Below are 20,563 nucleotides of genomic sequence, written 5' to 3' on the forward strand. Positions count from 1 at the left end.
GGTCGCCCCCAACCGACCACGGGAGGTCCCCATGGAGAAACGCGTTCTCGGCCCTGCCGGCGGAGGTTGGCTGGTCTTCTCCCTGCTCACCCCGGCGCTGCTCCTCGCCGGAGGGCTGCTGCTCGGCGATTCGCCAGCGATGGCGGCGAGTCGGCCCGATCCGAGCGGTGACTGCACTCCACCCTGCGCCGACATCGTTCGCCTGTCGGCGACCACGGACCGCCTCGAGCATCGCCTGGTGCTCGAGTTCGACCAACCCATCGCGACCCCCGGCAGCGACGCCAGCGGCGCCATCTTCGGCTTCGTCGAGCTCGATCTCGACCGCGACCGACAGACCGGTGAGCTCTCCTTCGTCGACTTCCTGACCCCCTTCGAAAGCGGTCTGGGAACGGACGCCTACATTCCCCTCGCCAGCTACCGCGAGTCCGACCGCAGCGCGCTGCTGATGGACGAGTCCCGCCAGGTCGCTCTCGGTCGCGTGCCGGTAGAGCTGGCCGGACGGGAGCTGGCGTTGCGAGTGCCGCGAGCTCTGGTATCGAGCCTCGGGCCGGTGCACGCCGCGGCGGTGGTGGGCAGCGAGAACCGGGTCGGCGATGTCGCCCCGGACGGTGGCTTCGTGGTCAGCACCGGCAGCGCAGCCGCCGACGCGGTGCACCTCAACGGCGAGCGCTTCGCGGTCGAGATCGACTGGCGCAAGCCGGACGGCGAAACCGGCGTCGGCTCGCTGGTGACGCGTTCCGACGATTCGGCCCTGTTCTGGTTCTTCGAGGCCTCGAACTGGGAGTTCCTGGTCAAGGTGATCGACGGCTGCCCGGTGAATCAACGCTTCTGGGTGCTCGCCTCGGCGTCGACCAACGTCGAGTACACCCTACGAGTCACCGACACCCGCAGCGGCCACTTCCAGGAGTACCGCAACGAGCAGGGCAACAGCGCCGCGGCGATCACCGACACGGCGACCTTCGCCGTCTGCCCCTGAGGAACGTCGCCATGAGAACCTCCTCGATGGCGTTCTTCGGCAGCCGCCGCCCGCTGCCCCCGACCTCCCGCCCGGCCCGGCTGCCGGTCCTGCCGACTCGGCTGCGCAACGCCCTTCGCCAAAACCAGCAGGCCGCCGCCGGGGCCCAGACCGCCAGCCGCCACGGTGCTCGCAACCCGCAGCATCGCCTCCTCGACCGCATCACCCTGGGTTGGAACGCCGGGCTTCAGAGCCAGGCCGACAGCCTCGGCTACGAAGACTTTTTGGAAGCCCAGCTCCATCCCGAGGAAATCGACGACTTCGGTCTCGAGGCCGCCCTCGAAGCCGCCTTCCCGACCCTCACCATGACGCCCTGGGAACGGCTGGCGGCCTTCAACGGCCAGGAGAACGTGCCCTTCTTCGAGCTCATCCTGGCGGCCCTCTACCGCGCTGTCTACAGCCCGCGCCAGCTCTTCGAGCGGATGGCGATCTTCTGGACGGACCACTTCAACATCGACATCCTGAGCGACTTCGGAGTGTGGCTCAAACCCACCGACGATCGCGACGTCATCCGCCGCCACGCCCTCGGCAAGTTTCCCGATCTGCTGCGCGCCAGCACCAAGAGTGCCGCCATGCTCGACTACCTGACCAACGACTCGAACGTCAAAGGTCACCCCAACGAGAACTACGCCCGCGAGCTGATGGAGCTCCACACCGTCGGCGTCGATGGCGGCTACAGCCAACAGGACGTCCGCGAGGTCGCCCGCTGCTTCACCGGCTGGGCCTTCGACCACTACGACAGCGGACCGACCTTCGGCCGTTTCCGCTTCTTCCCGGAGTACCACGACAGCGATCCCAAGACGGTCCTCGGAGTCGCCTTTCCGGGCGGGCGCGGCGCCGCCGATGCGGAGCAGGTGATCGACCTGCTGCTGGCTCACCCGGAGACCGGGCGCTTCGTCGGCCGCAAGCTGCTGCGCTACCTGTGGGGCTACGAGCCCGACGGCACCAGCGTCGAGCGCATGGCGCGGGTCTACCGCAGCACCGGCGGCGACATTCGGGCGATGGTGCGCTCGGCCCTCTCCTGGTTCGAGGCGGCATCGGCGACTCCCAAGCTCAAGCGCCCCTTCCACCTGGTGGTTTCGACCCTGCGCGCCCTGGCGGCGAAGGTGGTCGATCCCTTTCCCCTCCTCGTCGCCATCCTCTCCGCCGGCCATCTGCCCTTCAACTGGGCACCGCCAAACGGCTATCCGGACAGTGCCGGCTACTGGTCCGGGCTGGTGCTGCCGCGCTGGAACTTCACCACCCGCGCCCTGCTCGGCCCGGAATCGGGCCTCGCCGTGGACCTCTCCTTCTTGGCCACCGACGCCGCCCCAGCGGCCCTCGTCGACGCCCTCGACCGCCTGCTCCTGAACGGCACCATGACCCAGACCACGGCACAGGCGGTGACCGCCTTCCTGGCCCGCTGGCCAGTGACCGAAGACCGCCTGCGAGCCGCCGCCGGCCTGGTGCTGGCAGCACCGGAGTTCCAACACTACTGACCCCGGAGGCCACCCCATGAGCTCTCACGACTGCAAAGGTTGCGGCGAGTACCGCCGCGTATCGCGCCGCCAATTCCTGCGCTTCGGCGGCACCGCCATGGCCGGCCTGGCGACCAGCCTGGCGCAGCCCTCCTGGTTGCCGAGAACGGTTTTTGCGGATTCCGAGAACAGCGCTCGCGATGTCGTGGTCTCGGTCTTCCTGCGCGGCGGCGCCGACGGTCTCTCCCTGTGTGTACCCCACGGCGAAGCCGCCTACCATCGCCTGCGCCCCAACCTGGCGGTGCCGAGAACGGGACCCGCCGCGGTGATCGACCTCGACGGCTTCTTCGGCCTCCCACCGGCCCTGCGCCCCCTGCTCGAGGCCTACCGCGGCGGCGACCTGGCGATCGTCCACGCCTGCGGCCTGGAAAACTCCAGCCGCTCCCACTTCGACGCCATGCACTTCGTCGAGGTCGGCCAGGGGGATGCCCCTGCCAACCGCGTCACCGGCTGGCTCGGCCGCCACCTCGCCGCCACCGCCCCCAGCCAGCGCGACGCCGTGCTGCGCGCCGTCGCGATCGGCTACGGCGTCCCACGAACCCTCGTCGGCGGCCCCCGGACGGTGCCGATCGACGACCTCGGGGACTACGGCTTCGATGGCGGAGCCGGCGAAATCGCCGAACGCCGACAGGCCCTGGCGGCGATGTACACAGAGGCTCCGGAGCTGCTCCGCAGCTCCGCCGAAAACACCTTCCGCACCGTCGACCTCCTCGAGCGCATCGACTTCGCCGGCTACCGTCCGGCCGGCAGCGCCGTCTATCCGGAAAACGAGTTCGGCCTCTCCCTGCGCTCCTCCGCAGCGCTGATCAAGGCCGAGGTGGGGGTCGAGGCCATCTCCATCGACCTCGGTGGCTGGGACACCCACGAAATGCAGGGCACCACCGAAGGCGACCTCGCCCAGCTCATGACCACCTTCGGCCAGGGCCTCGCCGCCTTCCACCGCGACCTCACCGCCGACGGCTTCGACCGCGTCAGCCTGGTCGCCATCTCCGAGTTCGGTCGCAACGCCGCCGAAAACGGCAGCCGCGGCACCGACCACGGCCACGGCGGCGCCCTCTTCGCCCTCGGCGCCGGCGTCCGCGGCGGCCAGATTTACAGCAACTGGCCCGGCCTCGAGCCCGACCAGCTCTACGAAGGCCAAGACCTCCAGGTCACCACCGACTACCGCGACATCTACACCGAAATGCTCAGAAAACGCCTCGGCAACAACGACCACCGAACCGTCTTCGACGACCCCACCTACACCCCAAAAGACCTCGGCATCTTCACCTGAGCTCCCATCTCCCCAGCCGGCCGGCACCTCCAAATAACACCCGGTCAACGAGGCTCGCCGACCAAACCAAGCGAATCAGCCAAGGAGTCCACCACGGAGCCGGCCGAGGATCCATCGAGCGAGCACGGAGCGCAGATGTCTGAGCGCTCAGAACCTCCCCGAAACCAACTGTCCTAGAAAGTCCGACCAAGGCCTGCGAAGCCACCAACAGACGCGCGAGTTCCGAGCACCGAGCGCAGCCGATGAATCCACGGCCGGCGGCCCCGACCGCGCAGCTCCCAAGCCATCCGCCGTCCTGAGCCAGCATCCCAGGAGCCGGCCGTGGGCCCGGCGAGCGAGCACGGAGCGCAGATGTCTGAGCTCACATAACGGACTCGAAGCCGTGACCACCCAGCAATCGAATTGACTCTCCGAAGCCACCAAAAGACGCGCGAGTTCCGAGCACCGCGCACAGCCGACGGGACCCGCGGACGGCGGCCCAGCCGCGCAGAAACTCCCGGACCGCCTCAGTCCCAAGCTCTGGAGGGCCCCCAGCCTTCCTCAATCACCAGCCGAGGGGGCCGTCGAGCGAGCACGGAGCGCAGATGTTTGAGCGCTCACAACCTCCCCGAAGCCAACTGTCCTAGAAAGTCCGACCAAGGCCTGCGAAGCCACCAACAGACGCGCGAGTTCCGAGCACCGAGCGCAGCCGACGGGACCCGCGGCCGGCGGCCCGCTTCAGAAGAAGCCCCGCAAGCGCAGTTTCACTCCTCCGAAAGACGCCGCCAGCGATCCACCTGCCTGCGATCCCGCTTCGTCGGCCGCCCCGCCCCCTTCTCACGCCGCACCGCCGGCTTCTGCATCAAGCGCTCCAGCGAATCGCGCGGCGGCGGTGGCGGACTGTGGTCCTCATAGAGCTCGCGCGCCAGCGCCTTCGCCACCGGCTTATCGGCCAGTGTCTTCACCACCACGATGCGCGTCCAGTCCCCCTTATCCACCTCCAAGCGGTCACCCACCTTCAGCGCCCGATGCGGCTTCACCTTGTCCCCCTCGATACGCACCCGGCCCAGCGTGCAGGCACGGGTCGCCTGACTGCGCGTCTTGAACAGACGCGCCACCTGCAGCCACTTATCGATGCGAACCGCCATGGCAGCAAGCGCAGGTCAGACCAGCTCGCGAATGTACTTCTCGCGCAGCAAACGCCAGAACACCACCAAGAACGCGGTCAACGGAATCGCCAAGATCATGCCCATGATGCCGCCCAGCGCCGAGCCCCAGAAAAACACCGCGACGATGATGGCGAGGGGATGAAGCCCGGTGCGCTCCCCCATGATGCGGGGCGTCAACAAATAGCCCTCGATCATCTGGACGATGGTGAAGACGGCGATCACCAGACCCAAGAGCAACCAACCCCCGCCTTCCTGGAACAGCGCCAAGGGGAGCGCGATCCCCAGGCCGACGATGCTGCCGAGGTAGGGAATCACGTTGAGGAAGCCCAGCGCCAAGCCGAGCACGAAACCGTAGCGCAGGCCCACCGCGCTGAAGCCGACCGCGAACAGCAGGCCCTGGAGAAAGGCGATCACCAGCTGGCCGCGGAAAAAGGCCACGATGATCGACACGAACTCCTCGACCAGGTAGACCAGATCGCGCCGCGTCTCCTCCTTGAGGAAGGGCAGGTAGTCTTCCAGCCGACCGACGGACTTCGACTCCGCCATCAGAAAAAAGGCGAAGTAAACTGGCAGCACCGCCCAGCCCAACAGCGTGCCGACGCCGCGCACCAACACGCCGCCGATGTCGAGGGCCTTGCCACCGAAGATCTGCACCCCTTCCATCAGGGTCGACTGCTGACTCTCGGCGGCTTCCTTGATCCGCTGACCCCAGGGATTCTCATTGAAGAACTGGGCGATCCGCGGCACCCGGCGCTTGATCGACTCGAGCTGGGCCGCCCACCAGTCCGGGAACTGCGCCACCAAATCCGAGATCTGGTCGACCAGCAGCGAGCCGAACTTCCACAGGAAGGCGCCCACCGGCAGCAGAATCGAGAGAAACACCAGCGCCACCGCGATGGATGCCGGCATGCGCGACCGCAGCCACTCGAAATAGGGGTTGAAAACCAACGCCGCCACCCCGGCCACGGCGAGCGGCAGCAGCACTCCCGAGAATCGCTGCACAAAAGCGCCGAGGAGCCAGAAGAGGCCAGAGACGGCGGCCAGGATGACGAGAGCTGCCAGGATGGTGACGGCACTGGCGACGGCCGCCTGCTGGCGCTCACTGAGCGAGAACGGCATGGGCATTCCTCCCTCCAGGATGCGGAACTTGCGTGGCGCGATCGTAACTCACCGCTGAGTTTCCTACGACCGAAGGACCGCACAGATTCCTGGACGTCGCATCGCCCAGGCCGGTGAAGAGCTCAGCTCTCGAACAGCGAGAGCTGCACCTGACCGCCCGGCCAGAGCTTCGCCGCGCCGAGGCCGAGCAGGCGTACCGAGCGCGCCCCGGCGTCGGTCTTGCGCAGCAGATCGCGGCCGTGCCAGGCGAGCGTTTCCACCGTCCGGGACGGGGTCAGCAGGGTGCGCGACCGAGTGATGGTGGTGAAATCGCCGTAGCGCACCTTCAAGGTCAAGGTCGAGGCCATCAGATCGCGCTTCTCGAGGCCGGCGGCGACCCGCTCCGCCAACCGGCCGATTTCGCGATCCATCTCGTCATGGGTGCGGAGGTCTTCCGCATAGGTGTTCTCGCTGCTCAGGCTCTTGCGCTCGCGATGGGTGGTCACCGGACGGTGATCGATCCCGCGGGCGGAATTCCACAAGCCCTCGCCCCAGCGCCCGAAGCGCGCCTCCAGGAGCTCCTGGGGCAGCCCTCGCAGCTCGGCGATGGTCTTCACGCCGAGGCCTTCCAGGGACTTGGCAGTGGCCGGCCCGACACCGTGCAGGCGCCGTACCGAAAGCGGCGCCAGAAACGCCATCACCTCCTGCGGCCGCACCACCGTCAGGCCGTCCGGCTTGTCGTGATCGGAGGCGATCTTGGCGACCAGCTTGTTAGGCCCGACACCGACCGAAACGGTCAAGCGCCGCTCCTCCTGCACCCGACGACGAATTTCCCGCGCCACCGCCGTCGCGCTTCGCAGCTCGCCGAGGTGATCGCTGACGTCGAGGTAAGCCTCGTCGATGGAGACCCCCTGCACCACTGGCGAGAAGGAGCGGAAGATCTCGAAGATCTTCTCCGACTCGCGGCGGTAGCGGGGGAAATCGGGGCGGATGAAAACCGCCTGGGGACAGAGCCTGAGGGCGCGCGCCGCCGGCATCGCCGAGCGCACCCCGAAGCGCCGAATCTCATAGCTGGCGGCGGCCACCACGCCACGGCCGGAGGGATCGCCACCGATCGCCACCGGCAGACCGACGAGGGCCGGATCGTCGCGCATGTGCACCGCGGCATAGAAGCAATCCATGTCGCAGTGCAGAATGCGGCGGACGCGATCGCTGGCCATCTCCCCCACCCTATCGCGGGCAGAGTAGAATCTAGGCTCTGGTTCCCTGAAGCCCTCCGGGGCTGAGTTTTTCGTTGCCGTCTGCGCTGAAGTTCCTGAGGACACCTTCGTGCCTTCCAAGCCCGAAGAGAATCGCCGCCCCGTAGCTGGCCGCGCCGCGAGGAGATGATGCTCACCGACAAGGCCTTCGACAGTCTGATGGGCTATCTGGGTCCGGACGAACAGTCGGCGGGGCGCCGTTACGAGGAGATTCGGCAGCGTCTGATCCGGCTCTTCCAGTGGCGCGGCTCGCTCGATCCGGAAGAGCTGGCGGACGAGACCATCAACCGCGTCGCCCTCAAGCTCGCCTCCGGCGTCGAGATTCGCTCCGAGGATCCCTTCCGCTACTTCTGCGGCGTCGCCCACTTGGTGTTCAAGGAGATTCTGCGCCGCCAGAAGCGCGAGCGCACCATGATGGAAGAGGTGCGCCAGACCCCGGAGGCCGTGCCCGAAGACTCGGAAGACCCGCGCATGGACTGGCTGCGTCAATGCCTCGACCAGATGACACCCGAGAACCGCCGCCTGATGATCGAGTACAACCAGGGCGAGAAGGGCCAACGCATCCGGCACCGCAAGCGTCTCGCCGGCGAGCTGGGGATTCAGATCAACGCCCTGCGAATCCGAATTCACCGCTTGCGGAGCCGCCTCGAGAGCTGCGTCAAAGAAAGAGCCGCCGCTTCGTGAAACGTATTTCAACAATTCGACACCTCTCCATAGAAGCCCACGGAGGGCGGACCCGGAGAAGCGACGGATGAACGAACAGAACCAACTAGAACGCTACCTATTGGGCGGTCTCTCGGAAGCCGAGAGGGACACCCTCGAAAACCGCCTACTGGCCGATGGCGAGCTCGTCGAGGCGATGGCCATCGCCGAAGAAGAGCTGCTCGACGCCTACGCCGCCGACGAGCTCACGGCGGAGCGCCGGCAGGCCGTCGAGGCCCACTTGCTGACCACCCCGGAGCAGCGCCAGCGGCTGGCCTTCGCCAGCGCCTTGCAGGCGGTTGCCAACGCCGAGTCCGGCGGACGGGTGATCGGCGGGGCGCAGCGCTTCCGGCGCTGGGCGGCACCGCTGTTGGCCGCAGCGGCGGCTCTCATGCTGGTCGTCGGTGGCGTTCTGTGGCAGGACAATCGTCAGCTCGGTGAGCGCATCGCCGGCCTCGAAGCCGAACGCCAAGAGCTGATCGCGACGCAGCAGTCCCTCGAGGCCCAGCGGCGCGCCGACAGCGAGCGTTCCGGTGACCACGAGACGGCACGCAAGCAGCTCGAGGAGGATCTGAGCAACGCCAATCAGCGCCTCGAGGAGCTGACCTCGGAGCTCGAGCTCGCCAAGCGCCGCTCGCCGCGACCGCCACGCCGCGCCAGCTTCGTGCTGGCAGCAGCACTGCGCTCCGCCACCGGACCCCGCGACCTGGCCGTTCCGGCGGCCACCGAGGTCGTCGACCTGACTCTCGAAATCGGCTCCGAGGAGTCCTACTCCGCCTATGTCGCCCTGCTCTACGGCCCCGACGGGCGTGAGCTGTGGAGCCGAGCCGACCTCAGCGGCAAATCCGGCGAGGCAGGAACCGCGGTCACTCTCGAGGTGCCCGCCTCGGCCTTCGGGAACGGTCTCCACGAAGTCTTGCTCCACGGCCGCCAGGGCGCTGCAGAACCGGAGCTGCTGGGCTCCTACGAATTCTCCGTCAGCGGCCCCTGAGCCGACGGACGAGAGGCGCGGCCAAAGCCCCGCGGCGAAGCCCGCCGTCGCTCGCCTTGGCCCGCCCCACGGGCAGGGTTAGAATCCTGCCAGTACTTCGGAAGTCTTTTCTTCGCCATGGGGCGGATTCTCTTGGGGGGAGATGAAGCGCACCGCTCGGATCCTCGTCTGGTTGGCGACCGCGATGCTTCTCTCCTCGGCGCTGCTTGCCGAGGCCATCGGTACGGCCGTCATCGAACAGCCACTCGCAGGTGGCCAAGAGCATCGCTACGCGCTGACCTCGGAAGCGGACCGCTACCTCCACCTGCGAGTGGAGCAGATCGGCATCGACCTGGTGGTCGATCTGGTCGACGCCGCCGGTGAGCCCCTCGCCCATGCCGACAGCCCCCACGGCAATCGCGGCCCCGAGCATCTCCATGCGCTGATCCCCGAGGCCGGCCCCTACGAGGTGGTGATCAAGGCTCCCTACGAGGACGAGCCTGCGGGGCGCTACCGCCTCGAGCTGATCGAGCACCGACCGCCCCGGCCTGCGGACCACACGCGAGTGCTGGGCGAACGCCTGCAGGGCGAAGCCCTCGCTTCCTGGGCGAGCGGCGGCGAAGCCCGGCGCCGTGCCATCGCGCTGTTTCACGAAGCACTCCCTCACTGGCAGACCCTAGAAGACGTCGCACGGCAGGCGGAAACCCTGACCTTCATCGGCAACGTTCACCGCTCCCTCGGCGAAGCGGCCGAAGAAGCTCCCTTCTACCGCCGCGCCCTGCCCCTCTGGCGCAGCCTCGGCAATCGTCAACAGGAAGCCCAGGTGCTCAACAGCCTGGGAGCCGCCAACCGCCGCCTCGGCAACAGCCAGGAAGCCCTCGAATCCTCGGGGCGCGCCGCCGAGCTGTTCCGCGCCCTCGGCGACCAGCGCAACGAAGCCGCCGCCCTCAACAGCTTGGCCGGCATCCACATCGAGCTCGGCGATCTCGCCCAGGCTCGGCGCCTGTTCGAAGACTCCTTGAAGCTGCGCCGCCAGGTCGGTGATCGACGCGGCGAAGGTCGCACCCTCAACAATCTCGGCCGGGTCCTGCAGCGCCAGGGCGAAGCCCAGGCCGCCGTCGCCGCTTTTGAACAGGCTCTCGAGCTCTCCCGCCAGACCGAGGATCGACTGGCCGAAGCCGGCGCCCTCAACAACCTGGTGGCGATCTCGAGCTCCCTCGGCCGCCTGCGCCGCTCCCTGGACCTCTACGGCCAGGTCTTGGAGCTCGCCCGCGAGCTCGACAACCGCCGTGCCGAAGCCTACGCCCTCAACAACATGGGCACCCTGCACAAGAGCCTCGGGGAGAGCGCCGAGGCGATCATCTACTACCGCGACGCCCTCGACCTCGCCCAGAAGCTCGGCGATCGCCGTATCGAAGCCAAGGCGGTCGCCAACATCGGCTGGGCCTACCTCGCCGACGACCAGGCCGAAGTCGCCCTCGGCTATCTCGAACGCGGCCTGGCCCTGGCGCAAGAGCTCGGCGAACCGCGCCGGCGGGCCTTCGCCCTGATCAACCTGAGCATGGCCCACTCGGAGCTCGGACAATCGGACCAGGCGCTGCAGCTCGCCCGGGAGACGGTGGCGCTGACCGCCGAGATGGATGACCGCATCGTCAAAGCCGAGGCCCAACGTCGACTCGGCGAGGCGCTGCGCGATGGCGGTCAGCTCGCCGAGTCGCTACCCGCCTTCCACCGTGCCCTCGAAACCTGGAGCGCGCTCGAGTTCCACAGCAGCCGCGCCGGAGCGCTCTTCGAGCTGTCCCTGGCGGAGCGCCGCCTCGGTCAGCTCGAGGATGCCCGCCGTCATCTGGTGGCGGCCCTCGAGACCATCGACGACCTGCGCACGCAGGTGGCGGTGCACGACCTGCGCGCCTCCTTCCTGGCGGCCAAGGGGGACTATGCCGAGACCTACATCGACCTGCTGATGGAGCTTCATCAGGCCGAACCGCGGGCCGGCCATCAGCTCACCGCCCTCGAAGCCAGCGAGCGTGGCCGAGCGCGCACCCTCCTCGATGCCCTCACCGAGGTCCATGGCCGCATCCGACAGGGCGTCGAGCCCGCGCTGCTCGAACGGGAGGCGGCGCTGCGCGCGGCCCTCAACGAACGCGAGCGACAGCGGGTGGCGCGCCTCGGTGAAGGCGCCGACGAGACCGTCGTCGCGAACCTCCTGCAACAGATTCAGGATCTGCGCAGTGAGCACCGGGCGGTCGAAGAACGGATCCGCAGCACCAGCCCTCGCTACGCCGCCTTGACTCGCCCGGCACCGCTCGGCGTCGGCGCCCTGCAGGACCTGCTCGATTCGAACACCACCCTGCTGCACTACAGCCTGGGTGAAAAGCGCAGCTTCCTCTGGGTGCTGACGGACGACAGCGTCGAAAGCCACCGGCTGCCACCGCGGGCCAAGATCGAGCAGGCGGCGCGCCGCCTCTACGAGCTGTTGACGGCCGCCAACGTCTCGCGCCAGGGCGAGACTGCCCAGCAACGGCAGGAGCGCCTGGCAGCAGCCGAAGATGATTTCGAAACCGTCGCCGGCAGCTTGTCGGCGGACCTCCTGGGACCGGCCGCCAACCGCCTCACCGGGGGGCGAGTGGTGATCGTCGCGCCGGGGGCGCTGCAGTACATCCCCTTCGCCGCCTTGCCGGCCCCGGGCGGCAACGGTCGTCCGATGGTCGCCGATCACATCCTGGCGAATCTGCCTTCGGCTTCGGTTCTCGCCATTCTGCGCAGCGAGGCAGCGCGACGACAGGCACCGGGCGGCGAGCTCGCCATCGTCGCCGATCCGGTGTTCCGGCGGGAGGATCGCCGGGTGCGCCAGGCCAAGCTGGCGGCCGCCGAAGCCTTGCGCTCGACGCCGGACGATAGTCTCGATTTCCGCCGCCTCTATTTTTCGCGCCAGGAAGCCCGCACCATCGCCGCCATGGTGCCGCCGGAATCGCGCCTCGAAGCGCTCGACTTCGCGGCCCGCCGGGAGCTCGCCGTCGACGGTGCGCTGAGCGACTACCGGCTGGTGCACTTTGCCACCCATGGCGTCCTCAACACCGACTACCCGGCCCTCTCAGGACTGGTGCTGTCACTGTTCGACGACCAGGGCGAAGAGCGCGAGGGATTCTTGCGGCTGCACGACATCTACAACCTCGAGCTCAACGCCGATCTGGTGACCCTCTCCGCCTGCGAGACCGCCCTCGGCCGTCAGATCCAGGGCGAGGGGCTGATCGGCCTGACCCGCGGCTTCATGTATGCCGGCGCACCACGAGTGGTCGCCAGCCTGTGGAAGGTCCAGGATCGCGCCACCGCCAAGCTGATGGAGCGCTTCTACGCCGGCATGCTGCAGAAGAACCTCCCTCCGGCGGAAGCCCTGCGCGCCGCCCAGGTCTCTCTGTGGAGCTCCGAGAAGTGGTCCTCGCCCTACTACTGGGCCCCGTTCGTTTTTCACGGCGAGTGGCGATGACGCCCGTCGTTTCGAGGCCCTCGCGGGCCTATCCCTCCATGCAATCGAGGAGATCACGATGAGAGTAGACAACGGTACGACCGACCCGGTGGACTTCGAACAGACTGGTGGCGGCGGTGATCCCCAGGACCCCGCCGACAGCAAGCAGAGCAAGTCCGGCCATCTCAATCCTTCCGGTCAGTCGGGGGATGACGAGAGCTTCACCCCGGCCGGCAAACCGAACTACACGGTGAGCTTCGAGAACTCCAACAACAAGAGCCAGACGGCCACGTCGGCGCCGTTCTCGAACGCCAGTGCCACCGTGACCTTGAACAGCGACTGGACCGTTTCGGTCAGCTAGGGCAATGCGAGTCGACAACGGCACGACCGACCCGGTCGACTTCGAGCAGACCGGCGGGGGAGGAGACCCCGACGACGAGCTCGAGAACTGTCAGGTGACCGGCAACCTCAAACCAGGCGGCAGCGCCACCTTCGTCCCCGGCTGTCGCCCCCCGTGGACGGTGGTCTTTCGGGACAACAGCAAGCACGCCAAATCGCGCCCTCTACAAGCCAACGAGGCCAACGCCAAGGTGGTCTTGTGCGCCACGGCCGGCAAATGGAAGGTCAAGATCAACGCCGACTGCGACTGATCGCCAGGGTCGGCGGAGCTTTTTTCCGTCGGCCCTGAAATACTTTGCCGCGCCACGACACTCTCGACTGAAAGGTCGAGATCGTGTCCCTCTTAGCCCATCCCTCTGCAACGCTCCCCAAGACGGAAGCGTTTCCGGTGCCCTGGCGCCGGCCGACGGCGCCGCTCGTCCGGGACCAAGAACCCGCGCCCCTGCGCTACCGCGGTCTCGAGCTGATCGGCGAAGGCGGCATGGGCAAGGTCTATCGAGCCTGGGACCCGGTTCTGCGGCGCACCGTCGCCCTCAAGCGCCTCTTCGGCGCCGGCTGCGATTGTCGCGAAGAAGCCCGCCTGCAGTCGCGGGTGGGCAGCCCTTGGGCGCCGACCGTCTTCGAGGTCGCCACCGACAGCCAGCCGCCGTTTTTCGCCATGGAGCTGATCGATGGTCCGACCCTGCGCCAGGCACGCCCACGGCTCGAGCTGGCCACCAAGGTGAGCCTGGGCCGCGAGCTCTGCCGGGCCGTTGACGCCTGCCACCGCAGCGGTGTCCTGCATTGCGATCTCAATCCCAGCAACGTCGTGATCCGCCCCTGCGGGACGCCTTGCCTGATCGACTTCGGCGTCGCCATCGACCGCGCCGCCCGCCGCCCCCATCACGTCGCGGGCACGGCCCCCTTCATGGCCCCAGAGCAAGCCCGCGGCGACTTCCTGGCGATCGACGAGCGCACCGACGTCTACGGCCTCGGCGCGACCCTCTACCAGCTTTTCTCCGGCCGCCAACCGTTCCGCGGCGAAACCGCCGAGGCGATTCGCGACCGCGCCGTCCATCAGCCCCCACCGCCCCTCGCCAGCTTCGCCCCGGAGCTGCCCAAGAGCCTCTGCCAGATCGTCGAGCGTTGCCTGGCGAAAGCTCCCGAAGAGCGTTTCCAGAGTGCCGCTCAGATCGCCGGCGCCCTGGACGACGCCTCGATCGCGGCCTGAGAGCCGGGCTTTCACCGCCGGCGAGGCCCGGACCTCGCCTCCTCTTTCCCCAGCGCCACCAGCGCTCTCCCGGCGCGCCCAAGGCCGGTGAGCCGGGTGCAGATGTGGCCAAAGGGCTCTGCTATGATTTCCAATGTATGGATTCCCGTCATTTGATGGATTCATCTCTTCTTGCCATGACATCTGAGCCTATTTCCGGCCCTAGCAGCCACCACGACGAGATCGAGGCCCTGCATCGCGTCATCGACGGCAAGCTGCTGCGCATCGCATTTCAGCCGATCGTCGATATCCGGACTCGCAAGGTCTACGCCTACGAGGCGCTGGCGCGCTCGCCCTTCCCGATTTTTCAGGGGCCGCAGCATCTCTACGAGGTCGCCGTGCGGGCCGGTCGGGTCGGCGAGCTCGGTCGGCTGCACCGCATTCAGGCGACCAAGACCTGCACCGGCTGGCCGCTGTTCCTCAACGTCAATCCCAACGAGTTCGACGAGGGCTGGCTGGTGCGACCGGACGACCCCCTGTTCTGGCATCGTCACCAGGTCTTCCTCGAAATCACCGAGTCTGCGCCGCTGATCTATTTCGAGCAGTGCTACGGGGTGATTTCCGAGATCCGCAAGAAGCGGGTCAACCTGGCGGTCGACGACTTCGGTGCCGGCTACTCGAACCTGCGCTACATCTCGGATCTGTCGCCGGACATCGTCAAGCTCGATCGCCAGCTAGTGGCCGGTCTGCGGGAAGGGTCCCGCCTCTTCCGGCTGGTGCGCTCGATCGTCCGCCTGTGCAAGGAGATGGGAGCCCAGGTGGTCGCCGAAGGGATCGAGACGGTGGAAGAGCTCGCCGCCGTCGAGTCGGCACGGGTCGACTTCGTGCAGGGCTTCCTGCTCGCCCGCCCGGGCCTGCCGCTGCCCGAAGCCACCTGGCCCGCCTCCCTCTAGCGGACGGCATCCCCTAGCTGGTCAGGCCGCCCTCGGTCATGGCGTAGGCGTCGAGAGCCTTTTCGAGCTCGTCGTCCGGCAGCAAGCCCTTTTCCTGCACCAACTCGCGCACGGTGCGTCCGGTCTTCCAGGACTCCTTGGCGATCTCGGCGGCGGCGTCGTAGCCGATGCGCGGCGCCAAGGAAGTGACCATGGCGAGGGATTTCTCGACCAGCTCGGCGGCGCGCTCGCGGCGAGCCTCGATGCCGTCGACGCAACGCTCCGCCAGCAGACGCGAGGCGTTGGCGGTGATCTCGATCGACTGCAGCAGGTTGTAGGCGATCACCGGCATCATGACGTTGAGCTCGAAGACACCGCTCATACCGGCCACGCCGACAGTGGCGTCGTTGCCGATCACCTGGGCCGCCACCATCAACACCGACTCCGGAATCACCGGATTGACCTTGCCCGGCATGATCGAGCTGCCCGGCTGCAGGCTCGGGATCTCGATCTCACCGATGCCACAGCGCGGCCCCGACGCCAGCCAGCGGATGTCGTTGGCGATCTTGGTCAGGGAAACGGCGAGGGTGCGCAGAACTCCCGACATCTCGACCGCGGCATCCTTGGCGGCGAGGGCCTCGAAGCGATTCGGAGCGGGGACGAAGGGATGGCCGGTGCCTTCTGCGATGGCGCCGATGACGGTGTCGGCGAAACCCTCCGGGGCATTCAGCCCGGTGCCGACGGCGGTGCCTCCCAAGGCGAGCTCGGCGAGGCGCGGCTTGGCCGACGCCACCCGCGCCAGGCCGTAGCGGATCTGCTGCGCGAAGCTGCCGAACTCCTGACCGAGGCGCACCGGCACCGCATCCTGCAGATGGGTACGGCCGATCTTGACCACGTCGTCGAGCTGGGCAGCCTTGCGCTCCAGCGACGAAGCGAGGGCCTCGAGGGCCGGCTCGAGATCCTCCACCACCGCACCGTAGGCGGCGATGTGAATCGCCGTCGGGATGGTGTCGTTGCTCGACTGGCCGGCATTGACGTGATCGTTGGGGTGGACCGGGCTCTTGCTCCCCAAGATACCGCCGAGAATCTCGATGGCGCGATTCGAGATCACCTCGTTGGTGTTCATGTTGGTCGAGGTGCCGGAACCGGTCTGGAAGATGTCGAGGGGGAAATCGCCATCGAGCTTGCCGGCGATCACTTCGTCCGCCGCCTCGACCACCGCCGCCGAGAGCTCCGCCGGCAAGATCTCGAGATCGGCGTTGGCGCGCGCCGCCTCGCGCTTGATCCACCCCATCGCCGCGATGAACCGGCGCGGGAACCGCAGGCCGCTGACCGGGAAGTTCTGCCGCGCCCGCTCGGTCTGGGCGCCGTAGTAACCCCGGGCCGGAACTTCGACTTCACCCAGGCTGTCTTTTTCGATTCGGGTCTCGCTCATCGCCATCTCTCCTCCGGCTCCACCATGGGCCGATTCACCCTCAAATCCTCTCATAGACCCGCGCCGTTGGCAGCGCCGAAATCCAGCTTCGGGAGGCCCGGAGGAGAGCGCCTTCGCCGCTCTCGACGGGACGATCTCGCCACCGTCCGGCGAGCCGCGATGCAATCCCGGGCGGGCAGCCGCGGGGACCTCGAGATGGCGGTGATAGGGTCTCGGCCTCTGCAGATTTCCATGAGGGCCCGGCCATGAAGATCACCGATTATTTCTCCCCCCGCCTGTTTGCCGACAAGACCGTTTTCGTCACCGGTGGTGGCAGCGGCATCAACCTCGGGATCGCCCGCAACTTCGCCGCCGTGGGCGCCAAGCTCGCCATCTGCGGCCGCACCGAGAGCCGTCTCGACGCCGCCCGGCGCGATCTCGAAGGGCTCGGTGCCGAAGTCTTCACGGCGGTCGCCGACGTCCGCGACTACGATGCCTTGGCGAGCGCCTTCGAGCAGACCGAGCAAGCCCTGGGGCCGATCCACACCTTGGTCTGTGGCGCCGCCGGCAACTTCCTGGCGCCGGCCGAGGAGCTCACCGCCAACGGCTTCAAGGTGGTGATCGACATCGATCTGCTGGGCAGCTTCAACGCCAGCCGGGCGGCCTTCGAGCAGCTCAAGAAGAGCGCCGGCAACATCCTGTTCATCTCTGCCGGACAGGCCTTCGTGCCCTACTGGGCGCAGACCCACGCCGGTGCCGCCAAGGCGGGAATCGACAACCTGATGCAGAACCTCGCCCTCGAATGGGGGCGCTTCGGAATCCGCTCCAACAGCATCGCCCCGGGCCCCATCGAGGGCACCGAGGGCATGCGCAAGCTGGCCCCGACGGACGCCGGCTTCCACCAGCGCTTCAAGGCCGCCGTCCCGCTGCAGCGCTACGGCACCGTCGACGACATCGGACAGCTCGCCGTCTTCCTGGCCTCGCCTCTGGCCGACTACATCACCGGCACGCGGGTAGTCGCCGACGGCGGTCAGAATCTCCCCGGATCGGGCATCTTCACGGCCATGGCGCTCGAAGCGCTCAGGTCCCAGGGGGGCTAAAGGCGCCCCCCTCGAGCGAACGCACATGTCGTTCGCTCTCACCCCCATCCTCGGCGGCTATGCCGCCGCCTCGCGACTTCGCGCTCGGGAGCCGTCTGCTCATCTAGCAGGCGGCCTGCTCGCTGCGGTTGGATGACCGAGGGCTGAACAGTCCCCTCGAGCCTGCGCGGCCCGGCGACGCACATGCCGTGCGCCTCGCGGCCGGCCAGGCACCCCAATCCAGGGCGGCCCCGTCCTCGGCGGCTCTGCCGCCGCCTAACCTCCGTCGAGCAACCCTTCGATTCCGCGGCCCGGGCGGATCGGGAAGATCGGCCCGTCGGGGCCGTCGCCGCGCGGCGCGTTGGTCTCCGGGATGCCGCGGCGGTGGCCGCGAGGCCTCGGCGCCGAGATCATGGCGCCGTCGAAGATCACCAGATTGCCGACGTCGATGGCGTTTGGCGCCACGCCGTTGCCGATCATTTCGTTGGTGATGATGTCGGTGCGCCCGTCGCCATCGACGTCGCCGGCGGCGGCGCTGTAGCAGAGGGTGTCGCCTTCGTCCGGTGAGGGCCCCTGGCCCGACGCCTGAATCCCGCCTTTGGCGCCTTCGATCAGGGTGACGCGCACCCAGTGGGACGGCGGCAGTCGACCCTCGGCCGTGTCGATGGTCTTCGGCCAGCGGCCACGCTTGCCGAAGATGACGTGCATGCTGCCGGCATGGAAGCGGCCCTGCGGATTGTCGTGCGGATTGCCGATCATCAGGTCGCTGATGCCGTCGCCGTTGAAGTCCCCATGGGCCACCGTGTCGGAGCCGATGGCTCCGGCGACCGGGCCCAGAATGGTGACTTTGCGCTGCCAGCTCGGCAGATCGTCGATCGAGTGGGTGCGCCCCTTGAGCCGCTCGGCGCGGTACAGCACGTAGCCGACGCCGGAAACCGGGCGACTGCCGCTGGCGTCGCCAACCAAATCGCCGATGAAGAGGTCGCCGCGGCCATCGTCGTCATAGTCGAGGCCACCGAGCACCTCCTCGCCGAAGGAGACGTTGTTGCGTCCACCGTTCAGGGTGGTGAGCGAGGCCGGCGGCGTCGCCAGGTCGATCAGCAGATCGGCCGGCCAGGGCGCCGAAGCCGGAAAGCTGTCGTCCCAGATCACCCACAGGCGCCCCCCCGGGGGGCCGCCCTGGGCGTCGCCGGAGAACTGACCGTCGGGACTCAAGATGGCTCCGGCCCGGTTGAGGGCGGCGGCGACGAAAAGCTCGGCGCGGCCGTTGCCGTCGAGGTCACCGAGCTGCAGCGTGGCCCCGAAATGGAAGTCGGCGGCACCGCGCGGCGGCACGATCTTGGCCACCTGGCCGGCCACCGGCGAGCCGGCGACGGCGCCGAGGTCGATCCTCGCGCCGTTCGCCAGGTGTGGCCCGCCGCGCACCACGTACACGGCGCCGCGGAAGCGCTCCCCCGGGATCGATTCCTGATCCGCCGCCATCACCAGTTCGTCGATGCCGTCGCCGTCGATATCGCCGGTGCGGGTCCAGATGCCGAGACGATCGTTGGCGGCGGCGCCGTAGAAGGTGACGATCGGCACCCCCGGCGGCGGATCTCGCAGATCGAGCGGCCGGCCGCTGGCGGCGAGGTTGCGCAAGGCCGGCCCGCCCACCAGCACGGTGACGCTGCCGGCACCGACGCGGCCCCCGGGGTTGAAGTTCTGGCGACAGACCAGGAGATCGCCGAGACCATCGCCGGTGACGTCGCCCATCCAGACCTCGGAACCGGCGGCCTCGTGAGCACCATCCCCCTGAATGCGCAGCACCCGACCCTGCGGGGCCGCCAGATCGACGGCCAGGCTGGTGGTGCCGTCGCCGAACACCAGCTCGACCTCACCGGCGAAGGGTCGCGCCCCGACGGTGGTCGTCATGTGACCGACGGCGTAGTCACCGAAGCCATCGCCATCGACGTCGAAGCCCCCCGCCACCGGCGTGCCGAGACGGCCGGTAGTGGTCGCCCCGGGAGCACCGGAAACGCGAATCATGGGGTCGACGCCGGCGGTGAGCTGGGCGACATCGATGATCAATGCCGGGCCCCGGGCAAGGCCTGCCAGCACCGGCAGAGCCAGCCCGAGGAGTACGAGAGTCAGGAGGATGACCAGCGGCTTCTTCATGATGAATCTCCCGAGTATGTAGCGCCTGAGTAGCGCCATTCTACGCCACCCTCCGACGGCCTTCGGGAGTTCACGCGAGTGCGACCGGCCGCGGGCAGCGTCTGCCGGGCCCCCTGCCCTCAGGGGGTCGAAGTCAGGGCTCGCCGCTGAAGATTTGGTCCAGGTCGCGGGACGAGTGAAGGATCCGCATCACGGTCAGCGGCTCGGCCTCTGGGTCGTAGAGGATCAGGAAGCGATAGACCGGCCACCATCGCAAGGTGCCGCCGGTGAGTCGCCGCTTGCGATGGCCGATGCCAGGGGAAGATGTCAGGTGATCAAATGCATCGAGAAGGCGCACAAGGACACGTTCGGCACGGCCTCGGCCGTCCCGCTCAGCGATGAAGAATAGGATCTCCTCCAGCTCGCCCTCAGCCGTTTCTGTGAGGAGATAGCGCTTCATTCAGGCCGCGCCCGCAGCTCCTCCCGCATGCGGGCCAAGGCACGAGGCCCGTCGACGACCCGGCCCGCTTTGACGTCCTCTATCGCCTCGTCAACGAGACCCTGGAAGTAATCCCGCGTGCGCTGCTTCAACTCGTCGGGCAGCAGCGCCAGCTCCTCGTCGCTCAGATCCTCGTAAATCCACTTCTCGACCAGCCGGCGGTGTTCAGCCTCTTGCAGCATGCGAAGCCCATCGCGCACGACCTCGCTCGCGGTCCGATACCGGCCCGTAGTGACCTGCGTCCGCACGAACTGCTCCTGCGCTTCGGGCAGCGACACGTTCATGGTCTGTCTTTGTGCCATACCTCAAAGTGCCACGAATCAGCACCTGTGTCAATAAACGACACAATTACACTCGAAGACCACTCCAGAAGATCCAGCGAAGCGAAAGCAGTCTCGATTCGACCGCGCCCTCCGAACCGAGGGCGCGCAACGCGATGCGTTGTCCTCGGGGGTGAGGCCGCACGACAT

At 67.8% G+C, this 20,563-nt stretch carries 18 protein-coding genes; 11 read left to right on the top strand and 7 right to left on the bottom strand.

The window, feature by feature from the left end; genetic code table 11:
- Nucleotides 1–31 precede the first annotated feature (31 nt).
- Genes AAF604_19490 through AAF604_19500 form a run of 3 tightly spaced genes read left to right on the top strand, consistent with a single transcriptional unit; the run spans nucleotide 32 to nucleotide 3,805 of the window.
- The gene (locus AAF604_19490; GenBank protein MEM7051859.1) at nucleotides 32–976 is read left to right on the top strand and encodes a hypothetical protein; all 945 of its coding nucleotides are present in this window, start codon (nucleotides 32–34) and stop codon (nucleotides 974–976) included.
- Nucleotides 977–987: 11 nt separating this feature from the next.
- Complete coding sequence (locus AAF604_19495) at nucleotides 988–2,493, top strand: DUF1800 domain-containing protein (GenBank protein MEM7051860.1); 1,506 nt, start codon at nucleotides 988–990, stop codon at nucleotides 2,491–2,493.
- Between the two features lie 16 nt (nucleotides 2,494–2,509).
- A complete protein-coding gene (locus AAF604_19500; GenBank protein ID MEM7051861.1) occupies nucleotides 2,510–3,805 on the top strand; it encodes a DUF1501 domain-containing protein in 1,296 nt (431 codons plus the stop codon).
- 743 nt (nucleotides 3,806–4,548) lie between these two features.
- Here the strand turns inward: AAF604_19500 and AAF604_19505 are convergent.
- The 3 genes from AAF604_19505 to dinB all read right to left on the bottom strand — a co-directional run bounded on the left by AAF604_19505 (nucleotide 4,549) and on the right by dinB (nucleotide 7,271).
- Entirely contained in the window at nucleotides 4,549–4,932 is a 384-nt protein-coding gene (locus AAF604_19505) for a S4 domain-containing protein (protein ID MEM7051862.1), read from the bottom strand.
- 15 nt (nucleotides 4,933–4,947) lie between these two features.
- On the bottom strand, nucleotides 4,948–6,072 hold the full coding sequence (locus AAF604_19510; GenBank protein ID MEM7051863.1) for an AI-2E family transporter: 1,125 nt from the start codon (nucleotides 6,070–6,072) through the stop codon (nucleotides 4,948–4,950).
- 122 nt (nucleotides 6,073–6,194) lie between these two features.
- The gene (gene dinB, locus AAF604_19515; GenBank protein ID MEM7051864.1) at nucleotides 6,195–7,271 is read right to left on the bottom strand and encodes a DNA polymerase IV; all 1,077 of its coding nucleotides are present in this window, start codon (nucleotides 7,269–7,271) and stop codon (nucleotides 6,195–6,197) included.
- Between the two features lie 168 nt (nucleotides 7,272–7,439).
- Here dinB and AAF604_19520 point away from each other — a divergent pair, with 168 nt between their 5' ends.
- The 7 genes from AAF604_19520 to AAF604_19550 all read left to right on the top strand — a co-directional run bounded on the left by AAF604_19520 (nucleotide 7,440) and on the right by AAF604_19550 (nucleotide 14,989).
- The gene (locus AAF604_19520; protein MEM7051865.1) at nucleotides 7,440–7,994 is read left to right on the top strand and encodes a hypothetical protein; all 555 of its coding nucleotides are present in this window, start codon (nucleotides 7,440–7,442) and stop codon (nucleotides 7,992–7,994) included.
- Between the two features lie 67 nt (nucleotides 7,995–8,061).
- Nucleotides 8,062–9,003: a zf-HC2 domain-containing protein gene (locus AAF604_19525; protein ID MEM7051866.1), complete on the top strand. Its 942-nt coding sequence runs from the start codon at nucleotides 8,062–8,064 to the stop codon at nucleotides 9,001–9,003.
- Nucleotides 9,004–9,145: 142 nt separating this feature from the next.
- On the top strand, nucleotides 9,146–12,469 hold the full coding sequence (locus AAF604_19530) for a CHAT domain-containing tetratricopeptide repeat protein (GenBank protein MEM7051867.1): 3,324 nt from the start codon (nucleotides 9,146–9,148) through the stop codon (nucleotides 12,467–12,469).
- A gap of 58 nt (nucleotides 12,470–12,527) precedes the next feature.
- Nucleotides 12,528–12,809: a hypothetical protein gene (locus AAF604_19535; protein MEM7051868.1), complete on the top strand. Its 282-nt coding sequence runs from the start codon at nucleotides 12,528–12,530 to the stop codon at nucleotides 12,807–12,809.
- Nucleotides 12,810–12,813: 4 nt separating this feature from the next.
- The gene (locus tag AAF604_19540; GenBank protein MEM7051869.1) at nucleotides 12,814–13,098 is read left to right on the top strand and encodes a hypothetical protein; all 285 of its coding nucleotides are present in this window, start codon (nucleotides 12,814–12,816) and stop codon (nucleotides 13,096–13,098) included.
- Nucleotides 13,099–13,181: 83 nt separating this feature from the next.
- The gene (locus AAF604_19545) at nucleotides 13,182–14,057 is read left to right on the top strand and encodes a serine/threonine-protein kinase (GenBank protein ID MEM7051870.1); all 876 of its coding nucleotides are present in this window, start codon (nucleotides 13,182–13,184) and stop codon (nucleotides 14,055–14,057) included.
- Nucleotides 14,058–14,233: 176 nt separating this feature from the next.
- Nucleotides 14,234–14,989 carry an EAL domain-containing protein gene (locus AAF604_19550; protein MEM7051871.1) on the top strand — a complete coding sequence of 252 codons (756 nt, stop codon included), beginning with the start codon at nucleotides 14,234–14,236 and terminating at the stop codon, nucleotides 14,987–14,989.
- A 13-nt stretch (nucleotides 14,990–15,002) separates the two neighbouring features.
- Here the strand turns inward: AAF604_19550 and AAF604_19555 are convergent, their stop codons facing one another.
- Nucleotides 15,003–16,403: a class II fumarate hydratase gene (locus AAF604_19555; protein MEM7051872.1), complete on the bottom strand. Its 1,401-nt coding sequence runs from the start codon at nucleotides 16,401–16,403 to the stop codon at nucleotides 15,003–15,005.
- 245 nt (nucleotides 16,404–16,648) lie between these two features.
- Between AAF604_19555 and AAF604_19560 the strand changes: the two genes are divergently transcribed.
- On the top strand, nucleotides 16,649–17,482 hold the full coding sequence (locus AAF604_19560) for an SDR family oxidoreductase (protein ID MEM7051873.1): 834 nt from the start codon (nucleotides 16,649–16,651) through the stop codon (nucleotides 17,480–17,482).
- Nucleotides 17,483–17,737: 255 nt separating this feature from the next.
- Here AAF604_19560 and AAF604_19565 read toward each other — a convergent pair whose 3' ends face one another.
- The 3 genes from AAF604_19565 to AAF604_19575 form a co-directional block, all read right to left on the bottom strand.
- Nucleotides 17,738–19,615: a hypothetical protein gene (locus tag AAF604_19565; protein ID MEM7051874.1), complete on the bottom strand. Its 1,878-nt coding sequence runs from the start codon at nucleotides 19,613–19,615 to the stop codon at nucleotides 17,738–17,740.
- Nucleotides 19,616–19,748: 133 nt separating this feature from the next.
- On the bottom strand, nucleotides 19,749–20,054 hold the full coding sequence (locus AAF604_19570; protein ID MEM7051875.1) for a type II toxin-antitoxin system RelE/ParE family toxin: 306 nt from the start codon (nucleotides 20,052–20,054) through the stop codon (nucleotides 19,749–19,751).
- Nucleotides 20,051–20,377 (bottom strand): type II toxin-antitoxin system ParD family antitoxin, encoded by a 327-nt coding sequence (locus tag AAF604_19575; protein MEM7051876.1) that lies wholly within the window; start codon nucleotides 20,375–20,377, stop codon nucleotides 20,051–20,053. The genes AAF604_19570 and AAF604_19575 overlap by 4 nt, the downstream gene beginning before the upstream one ends.
- Nucleotides 20,378–20,563: the final 186 nt, after the last annotated feature.

The sequence above is a fragment of the Acidobacteriota bacterium genome, assembly GCA_039028635.1.
Classification (GTDB): Bacteria; Acidobacteriota; Thermoanaerobaculia; order Multivoradales; family JBCCEF01; genus JBCCEF01.

Excerpts from the sequence above, each read along its gene's own strand:
- AAF604_19490 (MEM7051859.1), top strand. The coding sequence starts at position 32 with ATGGAGAAACGCGTTCTCGGCCCTGCCGGCGGAGGTTGGCTGGTCTTC.
- AAF604_19535 (MEM7051868.1), top strand. The coding sequence starts at position 12,528 with ATGAGAGTAGACAACGGTACGACCGACCCGGTGGACTTCGAACAGACT.
- AAF604_19505 (MEM7051862.1), bottom strand. The coding sequence starts at position 4,932 with ATGGCGGTTCGCATCGATAAGTGGCTGCAGGTGGCGCGTCTGTTCAAG.
- AAF604_19520 (MEM7051865.1), top strand. The coding sequence starts at position 7,440 with ATGCTCACCGACAAGGCCTTCGACAGTCTGATGGGCTATCTGGGTCCG.
- AAF604_19570 (MEM7051875.1), bottom strand. The coding sequence starts at position 20,054 with ATGAAGCGCTATCTCCTCACAGAAACGGCTGAGGGCGAGCTGGAGGAG.
- AAF604_19525 (MEM7051866.1), top strand. The coding sequence starts at position 8,062 with ATGAACGAACAGAACCAACTAGAACGCTACCTATTGGGCGGTCTCTCG.
- AAF604_19575 (MEM7051876.1), bottom strand. The coding sequence starts at position 20,377 with ATGAACGTGTCGCTGCCCGAAGCGCAGGAGCAGTTCGTGCGGACGCAG.
- AAF604_19555 (MEM7051872.1), bottom strand. The coding sequence starts at position 16,403 with ATGAGCGAGACCCGAATCGAAAAAGACAGCCTGGGTGAAGTCGAAGTT.
- AAF604_19495 (MEM7051860.1), top strand. The coding sequence starts at position 988 with ATGAGAACCTCCTCGATGGCGTTCTTCGGCAGCCGCCGCCCGCTGCCC.
- AAF604_19560 (MEM7051873.1), top strand. The coding sequence starts at position 16,649 with ATGAAGATCACCGATTATTTCTCCCCCCGCCTGTTTGCCGACAAGACC.
- AAF604_19510 (MEM7051863.1), bottom strand. The coding sequence starts at position 6,072 with ATGCCGTTCTCGCTCAGTGAGCGCCAGCAGGCGGCCGTCGCCAGTGCC.
- dinB (MEM7051864.1), bottom strand. The coding sequence starts at position 7,271 with ATGGCCAGCGATCGCGTCCGCCGCATTCTGCACTGCGACATGGATTGC.
- AAF604_19540 (MEM7051869.1), top strand. The coding sequence starts at position 12,814 with ATGCGAGTCGACAACGGCACGACCGACCCGGTCGACTTCGAGCAGACC.
- AAF604_19565 (MEM7051874.1), bottom strand. The coding sequence starts at position 19,615 with ATGAAGAAGCCGCTGGTCATCCTCCTGACTCTCGTACTCCTCGGGCTG.
- AAF604_19550 (MEM7051871.1), top strand. The coding sequence starts at position 14,234 with ATGACATCTGAGCCTATTTCCGGCCCTAGCAGCCACCACGACGAGATC.
- AAF604_19500 (MEM7051861.1), top strand. The coding sequence starts at position 2,510 with ATGAGCTCTCACGACTGCAAAGGTTGCGGCGAGTACCGCCGCGTATCG.
- AAF604_19530 (MEM7051867.1), top strand. The coding sequence starts at position 9,146 with ATGAAGCGCACCGCTCGGATCCTCGTCTGGTTGGCGACCGCGATGCTT.